The organism is Streptomyces sp. NPDC001796, from assembly GCF_042892355.1.
Taxonomy (GTDB): Bacteria; Actinomycetota; Actinomycetes; order Streptomycetales; family Streptomycetaceae; genus Streptomyces.
This window is the reverse complement of the sequence record NZ_JBIAUC010000003.1, coordinates 342,146-355,761: the sequence shown is the minus strand read 5'-3', so window position 1 is coordinate 355,761 and position 13,616 is coordinate 342,146. Positions and strand designations below refer to the sequence as shown.

15 protein-coding genes, 1 tRNA gene and 1 riboswitch are annotated in these 13,616 nt (G+C 72.5%); of the genes, 12 read left to right on the top strand and 4 right to left on the bottom strand.

Going from position 1 to position 13,616, the window contains the following annotated elements:
* Positions 1-99: 99 nt before the first annotated feature.
* A complete protein-coding gene (locus ACFYZE_RS08315; protein ID WP_388990128.1) occupies positions 100-690 on the top strand; it encodes an RICIN domain-containing protein in 591 nt (196 codons plus the stop codon).
* 235 nt (positions 691-925) lie between these two features.
* Here the strand turns inward: ACFYZE_RS08315 and ACFYZE_RS08310 are convergent.
* Positions 926-999: transfer RNA gene (locus ACFYZE_RS08310), tRNA-Pro, on the bottom strand.
* Positions 1,000-1,097: 98 nt separating this feature from the next.
* On the opposite strand from ACFYZE_RS08310, the gene ACFYZE_RS08305 reads away from it, so the two are divergent.
* Both ACFYZE_RS08305 and cobF read left to right on the top strand, forming a co-directional pair.
* Positions 1,098-1,622, top strand: a complete 525-nt coding sequence (locus ACFYZE_RS08305; protein WP_388990126.1) for a DUF309 domain-containing protein — start codon at positions 1,098-1,100, stop codon at positions 1,620-1,622.
* A gap of 47 nt (positions 1,623-1,669) precedes the next feature.
* Positions 1,670-2,440 (top strand): precorrin-6A synthase (deacetylating), encoded by a 771-nt coding sequence (gene cobF / locus ACFYZE_RS08300; RefSeq protein WP_388990124.1) that lies wholly within the window; start codon positions 1,670-1,672, stop codon positions 2,438-2,440.
* Between the two features lie 61 nt (positions 2,441-2,501).
* On the opposite strand, the gene ACFYZE_RS08295 is transcribed toward cobF, so the two are convergent.
* Positions 2,502-3,248: a cobalt-precorrin-6A reductase gene (locus ACFYZE_RS08295; RefSeq protein ID WP_388990122.1), complete on the bottom strand. Its 747-nt coding sequence runs from the start codon at positions 3,246-3,248 to the stop codon at positions 2,502-2,504.
* A 104-nt stretch (positions 3,249-3,352) separates the two neighbouring features.
* Here ACFYZE_RS08295 and ACFYZE_RS08290 point away from each other — a divergent pair, with 104 nt between their 5' ends.
* A complete protein-coding gene (locus ACFYZE_RS08290) occupies positions 3,353-4,132 on the top strand; it encodes an HAD-IIA family hydrolase (protein ID WP_388990578.1) in 780 nt (259 codons plus the stop codon).
* 1 nt (position 4,133) lies between these two features.
* On the opposite strand, the gene ACFYZE_RS08285 is transcribed toward ACFYZE_RS08290, so the two are convergent.
* Complete coding sequence (locus tag ACFYZE_RS08285; protein WP_388990120.1) at positions 4,134-4,907, bottom strand: sulfite exporter TauE/SafE family protein; 774 nt, start codon at positions 4,905-4,907, stop codon at positions 4,134-4,136.
* Between the two features lie 109 nt (positions 4,908-5,016).
* Positions 5,017-6,210 (bottom strand): thiolase family protein, encoded by a 1,194-nt coding sequence (locus tag ACFYZE_RS08280; RefSeq protein WP_388990118.1) that lies wholly within the window; start codon positions 6,208-6,210, stop codon positions 5,017-5,019.
* A gap of 168 nt (positions 6,211-6,378) precedes the next feature.
* Between ACFYZE_RS08280 and ACFYZE_RS08275 the strand changes: the two genes are divergently transcribed.
* From ACFYZE_RS08275 to ACFYZE_RS08240, 8 genes are all read left to right on the top strand, one after another.
* Positions 6,379-6,636: a WhiB family transcriptional regulator gene (locus ACFYZE_RS08275; protein ID WP_388990116.1), complete on the top strand. Its 258-nt coding sequence runs from the start codon at positions 6,379-6,381 to the stop codon at positions 6,634-6,636.
* Positions 6,633-7,115: a Dps family protein gene (locus tag ACFYZE_RS08270; protein WP_388990114.1), complete on the top strand. Its 483-nt coding sequence runs from the start codon at positions 6,633-6,635 to the stop codon at positions 7,113-7,115. Before ACFYZE_RS08275 ends, ACFYZE_RS08270 begins: the two co-directional genes overlap by 4 nt.
* A 43-nt stretch (positions 7,116-7,158) precedes the next feature.
* Complete coding sequence (locus ACFYZE_RS08265) at positions 7,159-7,497, top strand: DUF3140 domain-containing protein (protein WP_388990112.1); 339 nt, start codon at positions 7,159-7,161, stop codon at positions 7,495-7,497.
* Between the two features lie 7 nt (positions 7,498-7,504).
* Complete coding sequence (locus ACFYZE_RS08260) at positions 7,505-8,161, top strand: endonuclease (protein ID WP_388990111.1); 657 nt, start codon at positions 7,505-7,507, stop codon at positions 8,159-8,161.
* 229 nt (positions 8,162-8,390) lie between these two features.
* Positions 8,391-9,722, top strand: coding sequence for a jacalin-like lectin (locus tag ACFYZE_RS08255; RefSeq protein WP_388990109.1), 1,332 nt, complete (start codon positions 8,391-8,393; stop codon positions 9,720-9,722).
* Positions 9,723-9,813: 91 nt separating this feature from the next.
* Positions 9,814-9,908, top strand: a riboswitch (TPP riboswitch).
* Entirely contained in the window at positions 9,900-11,318 is a 1,419-nt protein-coding gene (locus tag ACFYZE_RS08250) for a purine-cytosine permease family protein (protein ID WP_388990108.1), read from the top strand. (Overlaps the previous riboswitch by 9 nt.)
* The gene (gene thiD, locus ACFYZE_RS08245) at positions 11,315-12,112 is read left to right on the top strand and encodes a bifunctional hydroxymethylpyrimidine kinase/phosphomethylpyrimidine kinase (protein ID WP_388990106.1); all 798 of its coding nucleotides are present in this window, start codon (positions 11,315-11,317) and stop codon (positions 12,110-12,112) included. The genes ACFYZE_RS08250 and thiD overlap by 4 nt, the downstream gene beginning before the upstream one ends.
* A gap of 113 nt (positions 12,113-12,225) precedes the next feature.
* Positions 12,226-13,482 (top strand): arsenic transporter, encoded by a 1,257-nt coding sequence (locus ACFYZE_RS08240; RefSeq protein ID WP_388990576.1) that lies wholly within the window; start codon positions 12,226-12,228, stop codon positions 13,480-13,482.
* Positions 13,483-13,616 lie beyond the last annotated feature (134 nt).

Here is a 13,616-nt window from a genome sequence, read left to right as displayed (position 1 = left end):
GTGGGAGCCAGCTCGCCGAGGAATTGTTAGCGCACACAATTCCGTGGGGTCAAGGCTCCCCAACCGGGCGCTCCGGGAATTCCCCGACAGCGTTGTCAGGTGGTCCGTAACCTATTTGACTTGCTGATTCACACCCGGCGACACCTCCGACGGGCGGATGGCCGCCCGCCGGAACGAACGAAGTTCACAGCTTCTGTTTCTCGTTTGTTAGCGCCCACAATCCCTGCCCAGCGGGTGGCGAGGTCGCGTTCAGCGCCGACACCGTGCCCCCGGCGGCAGCCCAACTGGTCCGACGGGTCGTTCTTCGAGGGCGTCATGACCGCGGGCTGCCCGACCGACGCGGCCGACAACGCCGTGCAGTCCAACGTCGTCCCGGTCGGCTACACCCAGGCCGCCCAGACCTTCCCGGTCACCGGCACCGCCTACCGGCTGACCAACCCCAACAGCGGCAAGGTGCTGGACGCCGTGAACTGCGGCACCGCCAACGGCACCGCGGTGCAACTGTGGTCGTCGCTGGGCAACACCTGCCAGGAGTGGGACGTCACCCCGGCCGGCAGCCACTACACGATCGCCAACGTCAACAGCGGCATGACGCTCGACGTGGCGAACTGCGGCACGAGCAACGGCACTGCTGTCCGCCAGTGGGCGCAGCTGGACAACGTCTGCCAGCAATGGGACATCGCGCCCTGACCGAACCAACCGCAGCACCGGTGGCCCGCCGCCCGTTGCCACCGGCCCGTCCGATCGGCCCGTCCAACACCACCGCGCGAAAGGGGCAGGGCCAGAGGCCCAGCGGCAGACGAGTGGGCCCGTACGTCCGGGACAGCTCACCCGCGACCATCAACCCCAGCACCCCGCCGGGAACACGACGAAACCCCCGAACCCGCAGGTTCGAGGGTTTCCGATGTCCTGAGACATCACACCGTCGGGACGACAGGATTTGAACCTGCGACCCCTTGACCCCCAGTCAAGTGCGCTACCAAGCTGCGCCACGTCCCGGTGCGTCTCCGCGGTGTCCCGCGTGATCACTCGGACAGAACTTTACCCCACGACGGGCCCTGCCTCGAAAGGGGCCGGCGAGGCGGGACAATCGGGGTATGAACGACGCATCGGGAGTTCGGACGGGCCGGGGACGCGACCGGGACGCGGAGGGGCGGGCCCGCAGCGCGCGGCCGCGGGACGGTCTGGGACGCCCGCTGCCGTACGGGGCGGAGGGCGTGGCGCGCCAGCCGGAGGGCGTCGTGCGCACCCCGGAGGAGACCGTCGCCGAGGCGCAGGCCCTGCTGGACGCCGGAAAGCCGTTCCATGCGCACGAGGTCTTCGAGGACGCCTGGAAGTCGGGGCCCGAGGGGGAGCGGGCCCTGTGGCGCGGGCTCGCGCAGCTGGCGGTCGGTCTCACGCACGCGGCCCGGGGCAATGCGACCGGGGGCGCCCGGCTGCTGCGGCGCGGCGCCGGGGCCGTCGAGGCGTGGTCGTCGGGGACGGGACGGGACCGGCCGTACGGGCTGGAGGTGGCCGGCGTGGTCGGTTGGGCCCGGGAGTTGGCGGCGGCGGTGGAGCGGGACGCGGCGACCGTCGACGCACGGGAGTCGGCTCCCCGGTTGCGTGGGGCGCGGTCGTAGGGGGGCGGGGCGCGGGGGCTGTCGGTGGCGTACGGCAGACTCGGGGCGTGCGAAAGATTCATGTCATCGGCATCGGGGCGGGCGACCCCGACCAGCTGACCCTGCAGGCGGTGAAGGCGCTGAAGAGCACGGATGTGTTCTTCCTCCTCGACAAGGGCGAGGTGAAGTCCGACCTGGTGCAGCTGCGCCGTGACATCCTCGACGCACACCTGCCCCAGGGGTCGTACCGCGTGGTCGAGGCGCGCGATCCCGAGCGGGACCGGGCCGCGGGCGGCACCGCCTACTCCCCCGCGGTCGGCGACTGGCGCTCGGCGCGCGCCGGGATCTACGAGCGGCTCATCGCCGAGGAACTGGGCGAGGACGAGAGCGGCGCGTTCCTGGTGTGGGGCGACCCCGCGCTGTACGACAGCACCCTCGGGATCCTCCAGGAGGTCCTCGAGCGGGGCAGGGTGACGTTCTCGTACGAGGTCGTGCCGGGCGTCAGCAGCGTCTCGGCGCTGGTCGCGAAGCACCGCACGGGACTGAACCGGGTCGCCGGGCCGGTGCAGATCACCACCGGCCGCCGCCTCGCGGAGGGCTTCCCGGAGGGGGTCGACGACGTGGTGGTGATGCTGGACGCGCACCAGGCGTTCCGGAAGTACGCCGACCAGGACATCGACATCTACTGGGGCGCGTACATCGGCACGCCGGACGAGATACTCGTCTCCGGCCCCCTCGCCCAGACGTCCGAGCGCATCGAGCGGCTGCGCGCCGAGGCGCGGGAGCGCAAGGGCTGGATCATGGACACGTATCTGCTGCGCAGGCGTCCCCGGGAGTAGCGGGGGCGGGTGGGCCGTGGACGGCGCGGAGGCGCGGGTGCCGACCGTGCCGGCGCCCTCGTCAGGGCCCCCCGAGCCCCAGCCGGGCCAGCACGCCCGCCACGTCGGGCACCACCGTCATGCCCCGTGGCAGTGGGGGGCGGCGTACCACGACGACCGGCAGGCCGAGTTCCCGGGCGGCCGTCAGCTTCGCCGCGGTCGCCTCTCCCCCGCTGTCCTTGGTCACGAGCACGTCGATGCGGTGCTCGCGCAGGAGCACCGTCTCGCCCTCGACCGTGAACGGTCCACGCGCCAGCAGTACCCGCGTGTCCGGTGGCATGGGCGGCTCGGGAGGGTCCACCGACCGCAGGAGGAAGTGCAGGCCGGTCAGGTGCGCGAAGGCGGCGAGGCCCCCTCGGCCGGTGGTGAGGAAGACGCGCCGGCCGAGCCGCGGCAGACGGTCCGCCGCGTCGGTGAGCGAGACCGCCTCGTGCCAGCGGTCGCCGGGACCGGCGCTCCAGCCGGGTCTGCGGAGCACCACGGCGGGGACGCCGGTGGCCGCGGCCGCGCGTGCCGTGTTGGCGGTGATGCCCGCGGCGAACGGGTGCGTGGCGTCGACCACGGCGTCCACGCGGTGCCCACGCAGCCAGGCGGCCAGCCCCTCCGCGCCGCCGAAGCCCCCGACGCGTACCTCACCATCGACGGTCCCCGGCCGGGACACCCGTCCGGCCAGGGACGTGGTCACGCGGACGCCGGGGCGGGAGGACAGCGCGGCGGCGAGTTCGCGTGCCTCGGTGGTGCCGCCGAGGACCAGGACGTGCGGGGACATGACGACGAGCGTACGGCTGCCTCGGAACACGTTGTGCGGGAGGCCTTCCCGCACGCCGTACGGTGTTCCGGCACCGCGCTCGTTATCGTCCTGGCATGCCCGACATCGACGCAGTGCGTGCCGTTCTCATCGACATCGACGGCGTCCTCACCGTCTCGTGGCAGCCGCTGCCGGGCGCGGTCGAGGCGCTGCGGGAGATCCGTGAGTCCGGATACGCGGTCGCTCTGGTCACCAACACGACGTCCCGCACCCGTGCCTCGATCGCCGAGACCCTGTCCGCGGCCGGCTTCCCCGTGGCCGCCGAGGACATCCTCACCGCGCCCGCCGTGACCGCCGCGTACCTCGCCGAGCACTGCCCGGGTGCGCGCTGCTCGCTGCTCACCAGCGGTGACATCCGGGAGGACCTGGCGGACGTCCTTCTCGTCGACGACGGGGACACCGTCCCGGACGTGGTGCTCCTCGGCGGCGCCGGACCCGAGTTCGACTACGCGGCGCTCAACCGGGCCTTCGGCCACCTTCAGCAGGGGGCGCGTCTGGTCGCCATGCACCGCAACCTGTACTGGCGCACCGACCGGGGGCTGCAGCTGGACTCGGGGGCGTTCCTGCTCGGCCTGGAGAAGGCCGCGCACACGGAGGCCGAGGTCACCGGCAAGCCGTCGCCGGCCTTCTTCGAGGCCGCGCTGGCCCGCCTCGGGGTGGGTGCGGAGCAGGCGCTCATGGTGGGCGACGACATCGAGTCCGATGTGCTCGCGGCCCAGCGTGCCGGGCTCACCGGAGTCCTGGTGAAGACCGGCAAGTACCTGCCGGAGACCCACCGGGACGCCGGCGGCGAGCCCCACCACGTCCTCGACTCCTTCGCGGACCTGCCCGCGCTGCTCCGGTAGCTCAGCGCAGCAGGAGCTGGAGAGCGCCCACCACGGTCGCCGCGATCACCAGTTGCTCGAACAGGCGCTGGTCGATCCGGTTCACCGCCCACCTGCCGATGACGGCGCCCGGCAGCACGAACATCGCGAGCGCCGCGTCCAGCAGCAGGGAGCGGCCGTCGATCAGGCCGAGGCCGGCGCTGAAGGGCACCTTGGAGACGTTGACGATCAGGAAGAAGAAGGCCTGGGTGCCGAGGAAGCCCAGTTTGCGGAAGCCCGCTGAGAGCAGGTACATCGACATCACGGGGCCGCCGGCGTTCGCGACCATCGTGGTGAAGCCGCCGAGGACGCCGTAGGAGCGGGCCTTCATGCGGCCTGCGTGTGTGGTCACCGCGTCGGGTTCGTCGTCCCGGCCGGCATGCCGGCGGCGCCACACCGTGACCGCCGCCATCAGCAGCAGGATGGCGCCGATCGAGGTCCGTACGACCGCGTCGTCGGCCCACACCAGGAACAGCGTGCCGACGACGACGCCCGCGGCGACCGCCGGGAACAGGCGCCACAGGGTGGGCCAGTGGGCGTGGCGGCGGTAGGTGAGGACGGCGAGGACGTCGCCGACGATCAGGATCGGCAGCAGGACGCCGGTCGAGGCCCGGGCGGGCAGGACGGCGGCGAAGATGGCGAGGCTGACCGTGTTGGCGCCGCTCACGGCGGTCTTGGAGAAGCCGACGAGCAGCGCGGCGGCGGCCAGCGCGGCGAACCCCCACGGCGATATGTCCCAGAGCGTCATCGTGTTCATGCGGGGACCGATGCTATGCCCACGCATCTGGCCACGTCAGGGGCGTCTCGCCAGATGGGCCGCAGGCGAGGCGGGCCCCTGAACAACCCTGCGCCGCGCCCCGCTTCTCCTACAGCCGTGGCCGCTCGACGAGCACCGTGCTGCCCTGCCCCACGCCCACGCACATCGTGGCGAGCCCCCGGTCGGCTCCGGTGCGGCGCATGCGGTGCAGAAGGGTGGTCAGGATGCGGGCGCCCGAGCAGCCGAGCGGGTGGCCGAGGGCGATGGCCCCACCGGTCGGGTTGACCAGCTCCGGGTCGAGGCCGAGCCGGTCGGCGCAGGCGAGGGCCTGGGCGGCGAACGCCTCGTTGAGCTCGGCCTCCTGGATGTCACCGACGGTCCAGCCGACTCGTGCCAGGGCCTTCTCGGTGGCGGGGACGGGGCCGATGCCCATGACGTCCGGGTGCACGCCTGCCGAGGCCCCGGCCACGTACCGGCCGAGGGAGTCGAGGCCCAGCTCGTCCAGGACCTCCCCGCTGACGAGGAGGAGGCCGGCGGCGCCGTCGTTCATGGGCGAGGCGTTGCCCGCGGTGACGGTGCCGCCCTGGCGGAACACCGGCTTGAGGCGGGCGAGTTTCTCGTACGACGTGTCCTCGCGGACTCCCTCGTCGGCGGTGACGACGACACCGTCGGGTCGGGTCACGGGCAGGAGTTCGGCGTCGAAGAGCCCGTTCTTGCGGGCCTCGGCCGCCCGCCGGTGGCTGCGCAGCGCGAAGTGGTCCTGGCGTTCGCGCGGGACGCCGTACCGCTCGGCGACCTCCTCGGCGGTCTCGCCCATGGACAGCAACCCGTGCAGGTCCTTCATCGCCGGGTTGACCAGCCGCCAGCCGAGGCGGGTGTCGGCGGTCTCCAGGCGCTGCGGCAGGGCCTCGTCGGGGCGGGGCAGGACGAAGGGGGCGCGGCTCATGGACTCCGAGCCGCCCGCGAGCACGATGTCGGCCTCGCCCGCGGCGATGGCGCGGGCGGCCGTCGTCACCGCCTCCAGGCCGGAGGCGCACAGCCGGTTGACCGTGGCGCCCGGGACGGACTCGGGCAGGCCGGCGAGGAGGGCGGCCATGCGGGCGACGTTGCGATTGTCCTCGCCGGCCTGGTTGGCGGCGCCCCAGTAGACGTCGTCGATGCGGGCCGGGTCGAGTGCGGGCACGTCCGCGACCAGGCCGCGGATCACGGTGGCCGCGAGGTCGTCGGGCCGCACGGTGGACAGTGCGCCGCGCAGCCGGCCGATGGGGGTGCGGCGGGCTGCCGCGAAGTGGACGGTACGCACGACGGAACTCCTGATCGGCATCGGCGATGGAGCGGAGCCAGTCAATTAGCACCGCTAGTTTTGGACTATAGACCGCCGGCCGATCGCCGGGAAGCTCACCGGTGGATGCAGGGAGAGGGTGCACTCCCGTCGAGTTTGACCTGATCGGTCCTGGGGACCCGGGCGCGCATGGAGTGGTTGCGGCAAGCGGCGTGCGTGGGTGAGGACCCCGAGCTGTTCTTCCCCGTCGGGACGGCGGGGCCGGCCGCCGAGGAGACCGCCGCCGCCAAGCGCGTCTGCCGCCGCTGCCCCGTCCTGGGCGAGTGCCTGGACTGGGCCTTGGGCAGCGGGCAGACGGCGGGCGTGTGGGGCGGCACCGGCGAGCAGGAGCGTGCCGAACTGCTCCGTGCCACAAAAGACCGACCGACAAGGAGAAGCGCGCGATGACCGTGGTGCACAGCACGCTGCCCGAGCCCGCACGCAGGGTCACCGGGGAGGCCCTGCAGGAGACCCTGGTGGATCTGCTCGGGCTGTCCCTGATCGGGAAGCAGGCCCACTGGAACATCGTCGGGCCCAGGTTCCGTTCGATCCATCTCCAGCTCGACGAGGTGGTCGGCACGGCACGCTCGTACGCCGACACGGTGGCCGAGCGCGCGTCCGCGCTCGGTGTGCCGCCGGACGGCCGCCCGGAGACCATCGCGTCCGTCTACGGGCTGCCCGGCACGAAGGAGGGCTGGCTGCGGGACACCGAGGTCGTGGGTCTGATGGTGGAGTCGCTGGAAGCGGCGATCGGGCGGCTGCGCAAGCGGATCGAAGCCACCGCGGAGGCGGATCCCGTCACCCAGGACCTGCTGATCGGGATCACCGCGGAGCTGGAGAAGCAGCGCTGGATGTTCGAGGCCGAGAACTGGCCGCGCAAGGAGTAGGACCGAGCGGAACCCGACCATCGAGGGTGGAGAGGAGTACGCCATGACCGACGCCCTGGAGATGGACGCGCTGTGGGAGGACTTCCACCGGGTGGTGAACATGACCTCCCAGGAACTGGCGGCCTGGCTGCGGGTCCGGGACGCCGACGAGGAGAGCGAGCCACTGCCGGAGGAGGCGGGCACGCCCACCGGGCGGCACGTGCTGTCGATTCTGCAGAAGCGGCGCACCGACCTCACCGACGACGACGTCCGGGTGATGCGCAAGGTGGTGGACACGGTCACCTCCGAGGTGGATGTGGAGAACGAGCCGGAGGCCGAGGACGAGCAGCGGCGCCACCGGCTCATGACGCTGGGGCACGACCCGCTCAAGGCGTCGAGGTGAGGCCGCCGTGGGCCGGGACGACAGAGCCGCCGGGCTGATCGGGGAACTCGTCGCCGAGCACGGGCAGACCTACGCCGAGGAGGCGGGGATCCGGCTCAGGGACGCCCCGCAGCCGCTGTACCGGCTACTGCTGATGGCCCTGCTGCTCAGCGCCCGCATCCGCTCCTCGATCGCCCTGGCCACGGTGCGGGCGCTCGAGGAGGCGGGCCTGAAGGACCCCCGCCGCATGGCTGAGGCGGACTGGCAGGAGCGGGTGGACGCGCTGGGGCGGGGCGGCTACCGGCGTTACGACGAGCGGACGGCGGCCCAACTGGGCGACGGTGCCGGGTTGCTGACGGATCGTTGGGGCGGAGACCTGCGGCGGATGCGGAAGGAGGCCGACGGCGACGTCTCCGCCCTGCGCCGGCTGTTGCAGGAGATCCCGGGGATCGGACCGGCCGGCGCGGACATCTTTCTGCGCGAGGTGCAGCGCGTGTGGCCCGAGGTGGCTCCCTACCTGGACGCGAAGGCACTGTCGGGGGCAGAGCGGCTGGGGCTGCCGAAGGACCCGGAGAAGCTGGTGAAGCTGGCGAAGGACACCGAACCGGCGGTGCTCGCGGCGGCGTTGGTGCGCGCCGCAATCGACAAGAAGCTGGCGGAGGAGGTGCGGGAGCACGCGGCGTGAGGGCGGGCTCGGGGTGGCCGCCCAGCGGGCGCAGGACGAGTTGCCCCGGCAGGGCCCGCCGCGGGCCTTCCCGCACCGGACAGCGGGGCCTCGGCGTCACCGACACCGCGGCGACCGGCAGGTGAAATCTTCAGCGGAAGCGGAGAAAGCGCATTCCCTCACAGGCCCGCCCGCTACTTTTTGACATGCGCGCAACACTCCCTTCCGTCACCCCCAGGAGCCGTTCCCCATGCGCAGACTCCTCGCCGCCCTCGCGGCGGCCACCGCCGCGGTCGGCGGACTCACGGTCACCGCGCCCACCGCCGCGGCGGCCGACTCGGGCACGTTCAACGTGCTCAGCTACAACGTCGCCGGTCTCCCCGAAGGCATCTCCAGCGCCCCGACACCGCGCCAGTCGAGCACCACGACGATCGGCTCACGCCTCGGCCCGTACGACATCGTCCAGGTCCAGGAGGACTTCAACTACCACGCGTACCTGTACGCCGCGGACTCCCACCCGTACCGCACGCCCACCAGCGGCGGCGCCGGCGTCGGCAGCGGACTCAACACGCTGTCCGGAATCCCGTACGACACCGACGACTTCGAGCGCGTCCACTGGAACTCCTGCCAGTACGACTCGGGCGACTGCCTCACCCCCAAGGGCTTCACGTTCATGCGGGAACGCCTGGCCGAGGGCGTCTACGTCGACTTCTACAACCTGCACACCAACGCCGGGACGAACGACGGCGACCTCACCGCACGGGCGGACAACCTCAAGCAGCTGACGGACTTCATCAAGACCCACTCCGCGGGCAACGCCGTCGTCGTCATGGGCGACACCAACACCCGTTACACGCGTTCCGGCGACACGATCGCCGAGTTCGCCGCCGCGAACGGCCTCACCGACGCCTGGGTCAAGCTGGTGCGCGGCGGCACCCCGCCCGCCAAGGGCAGCGACCCGCTGCTCTGCGACGAGAACGCGGTCACCAACAGCTGCGAGGTCGTCGACAAGATCCTCTACCGGGGCAGCAAGCTGGTCTCGCTGGGCGCCACGGCGTACAACAACGAGCACGCCAAGTTCCTCACCGACGACGGCAAGATGCTCTCCGACCACGACCCGATCACCGCGGCGTTCAGCTGGACGCGCAACTCCGCCTTCCAGCTCGGCGACCAGTTCGGCGGGCCGCACGGCGACTACTACAACGACCTCGACAGCGTCCCGGCCGGCGCCCGGGCGACCGGCATCTCGCTGCGCAGCGGCTCCCGTGTCGACCAGGTCGGCGTGACGCTGGCAGGCGGCACCACGCTCGCCCACGGCGGCACGGGCGGTACCGCGTCCTCGCTGACGCTGGGCAGCGGCGAGTACGTGACGAGCGTGCAGCTCTGCGAGGGCCGGTACGACGGCCACACGAGGATCTTCTCCGCGAAGTTCACGACCAACCTCGGCCGCAGCCTGGCGGGCGGCACCACGACCTCCGACTGCGTGACCCGTACGGCGCCCTCCGGCTGGCAGATCGCCGGGTTCCACGGGCGTTCCGGCGGCGAGGTCGACAAGATCGGCTTCATCTACACCCGGCGCTGACGCGCCACGGCGACTCGTCGAGGGCCGCCGACCGACCTGGCAGCGGCCCTCGCGTATGGCTGATTCCCGTCCCCGGGTTAGTCTTGCCGCCGTACCGGACACGGGGTGCCCCCTCTGGGGGCTGAGATCACACCCGTCGAACCTGAACCAGTTCGTACTGGCGGAGGGATGTCTTTCATGCCATCGGCGCATGTCTCGGACGGGCTGCCCACAGGCGGCCGGAGCACCGTCTTCGACGGGCGGATGCCCACCGCTCCCGGCGACCTCAGGGTCGAGGGTCACGGCATCGAGCCGGTCCCCGAGACGAATCGTTACGGCGGGGCAGGCCGGCTGTTCACCGTGTGGTTCGCCCCCAATCTGACCATGACCGGCGTGTTCACCGGGACCATCGGCATCGCGCTCGGCCTGGACTTCACCACCGCGCTCGCCGCCGCCGTCCTCGGCACGGTGCTGGGCGCGGTGCCCACCGCCTATCTGAGCACCTGGGGCAGCCGTACCGGAGCCGGCCAGCTGCCGCTCGCCCGGCTGGCGTTCGGGCGAGCGGTGGTGCTGCCCGGGGTGCTGCAGTGGCTGTCCTCGATCGCCTGGGACGCGCTGATCGGGCTGTTCGGCGGTGATGCGCTGGCGCGGCTCGCCGGCTGGCCGTTCTGGCTGGGCGTCCTTGTGGTGATGCTGGCGCAAGGGGCCCTCGGGGTCCTCGGATACGAGGCGATCCACCGGCTGCAGCTCGTCATGACGTTCGTGCTGGCGGCCGCCTTCGCGCTGATCGCCCTGCGCATGGCGGGCAGCGTGCACCCCGCCTGGACGGGCACCGCGCACGGCGCGGACCGGGCGGGCGCCTTCGTGCTGACCAGCACCATCGCGCTCAGCCTTTCGCTGTCCTGGGCGCCGTACGCCAGCGACTTCAGCCGCTATCTGCCGCGCGGCACGTCACGCCCCCGGATGTTCTGGTGCACGCTGCTCGGCCTCGTGGTGTCCTTCGTCGCCGTGCAGGTCCTCGGGCTGTGGGGCGCCTCGGTCCTGACCGACCAGACGGCCGCGGGCGTGGACCATGTACTGGGCGGGGGCGCGGCCGGCGCCTTCGGACTGCTGGCCGTCGCGCTCGCGGCGCTCGCCAGCAACGCGATGAACGACTACAGCGGCTCCTTGGCGCTGCAGACCGTCGGGGTGCGCCTGCCGCGTCCGGTGGCGGCCGCCCTCGCGGTGGTGCTGGGCTTCCCGCTGGTGCTGTGGATGCACGCGGCGAACACCACCGCCCGCTTCCAGAACGTGCTGTTGTTCGTGAGCTACTGGATCCCGGGGTTCGTGGCCATCGTGGTCGTCGACTGGCTCGCACGGCGCGGCACCGCGGTCGACCTCGCCGCCGGGACCGCGCGGCCGCGCTCGGTGTGGCCGCCGCTGCTGGCGTTCGTCGGCGCCTTCGCCGCGGCGGTGCCGTTCATGGACACCGGCCTGTACGTGGGTCCGGCCGCCCACGCGCTGCACGGCGCCGACGTCTCGTACTACGTGGCGTTCCTGGTGGCCCTCGCGCTGTATGCCCCGCTGCGCGTCCGAGAGGAGATTCGCGTGCGCGTCCGAGAGGAGGGCCGCGCATGACCGCGCCGCCCCGCGTCCTGACCATCGCCGGCTCCGACTCCGGCGGCGGCGCCGGGATCCAGGCCGACCTGAAGACCATGCTGGCGCTCGGCGCCCACGGGATGAGCGTGATCACCGCGGTCACGGCGCAGAACTCCGTGGGAGTGCAGGGGGCGTGGGAGCTGCCCGTGGAGGCGGTGCGCGCCCAGTACCGCAGTGTCGTCGACGACATCGGCGTACAGGCGGTCAAGACGGGCATGCTCGCCTCGCCCGCGCTGGTCACGGCGGTGGCCGACCTGCTCACGGACGTTCCGGCACCGGTCGTGGTGGACCCGGTGAGCGTCTCCAAACACGGCGACCGGCTGCTCGCCGACGACGCCCTGGACGCGGTACGGACCAGGCTGCTGCCGCTCGCCACGGTGACCACGCCGAACCTGGACGAGGTCGCGGAGCTGACCGGCCTCACGGTGACCGACGAGGCGGGCATGCGCCGCGCGGCCGACCGCCTGCTGTCGTACGGGCCCCGGTGGGTGCTCGTGAAGGGCGGGCATCTGCCCGGCGAGGCCGCCGACCTGCTCACGGACGGCCGGCAGGAGCACTGGCTGCGCGCTCCGCGCCACGACAACCGCCACACCCACGGCACGGGCTGCACCCTCGCCTCGGCCGTCGCGGTCGGTCTCGCGCGGGGCCTCACGGTGCCGGAGGCGGTGCGGCAGGCCAAGGCGTACGTCACGGAGGCGATCGCCGCGGGCTTCGCGCTCGGCGCCGGCATCGGACCGGTGGACCACGGCTGGAGGCTGCGTGCGGGCACGTGACGGTGGCCGGGGAAGGGAACCCGCCGTCATGAGGGTGCCTCGGGGAAAGGCGTCACAGACGGATCTGGTGTGATGGACGGGCACCGCCGATCCTTTCGCGGAAGGACCGAACCCTGAACACCCCGCTCGCCGAGGCTCTCTCCGTCGTGCTCCTCGTCGCCGTCCTGGCCGGCGCGGTGGTGCGTCCCTTCAAACTGCCGGAGGCCGTCTGGGCGGTTCCGGCCGCCGGGATCGCCATCCTGACCGGCGCCATCTCCCTGGATCACGCGCGGGCCGAGGCCGAGCGCCTGGGCCCGGTGGTCGGCTTCCTGGCGGCCGTGCTGGTGCTGGCCCACTTCTGTGACGTCGAGGGGCTGTTCCAGGCCTGCGGCGCGTGGATGGCGCGCTGGGCGGCGGGTCGTCCCGGGCGGCTGCTGACCGCGGTGTTCGCGCTCGCCTCGGTGATCACCGCGGTGCTCAGCCTGGACGCCACCGTCGTGCTGCTCACCCCCGTCGTGTTCGCCACCGCGGCCCGCATGGGCGCCCGCCCGAAGCCGCATCTGTACGCCTGCACCCATCTGTCGAACACCGCCTCGCTGCTGCTGCCGGTCTCCAATCTCACCAATCTGCTCGCGTTCGGCGCGGCCGGGCTGAGCTTCACCCGTTTCGCCGCGCTGATGGCTCTGCCGTGGCTGGTGGCGGTGGCCGCCGAGTACACCGTCTTCCGGCGTTTCTTCCGCCACGACCTGGACGCGGGAGCCACCGACGAGGACCACGGCGAGCCGCCGAAGCTGCCGCTGTTCGCGCTGGTGACGGTCGCCTGCACGCTGGCGGGGTTCGTGGTGGCCTCCGCGTTGGGCATCGACCCGGCGTGGTCGGCGGCGGCCGGGGCGCTGGTGCTGGCCGTGCGCGGGCTCCTCCGGCGCCGGGCCACCCCGCTGACGGTGGTGCGCGCGGCGGCGCCGTCCTTCCTGGCGTTCGTGCTGGCGCTGGGCGTCGTGGTGCGCGCGGTCGTCGACAACGGCCTCGCGAGCGCTCTCGGTCAGGTGATCCCCGGTGGCACCGGTCTGCCCGCGCTGCTCGGGGTCGCGGCCCTGGCGGCCGTGCTGGCCAACCTGATCAACAACCTGCCGGCGGTCCTGGTGCTGCTGCCGCTGGCCGCCCCGTCCGGTCCCGGAGCGGTGCTCGCCGTTCTGCTCGGCGTGAACATCGGCCCCAACCTCACCTACGCCGGTTCCCTGGCCACGCTGCTGTGGCGCCGGATCGTCCACCAGCACGAGCACGGCGTCGACCTCAAGGAGTTCACGCGCCTCGGCGCGATCGCCGTGCCGACCGCGCTGGCGGGCGCGGTGGTGGCGCTGTGGGCCTCCCTCCACGTCGTCGGGACCTGACCCGGCTCCGGTTCCCGCACGCTACGGCTCCCCGGCGGTGAGCAACTCCCGCCCCGCCGTCCGTACCTGATCGGTACAGCGGTACGAGCCGCACCGAGCGACATCCGTCGCGCCCGTCCGACACGCGGGCGCGC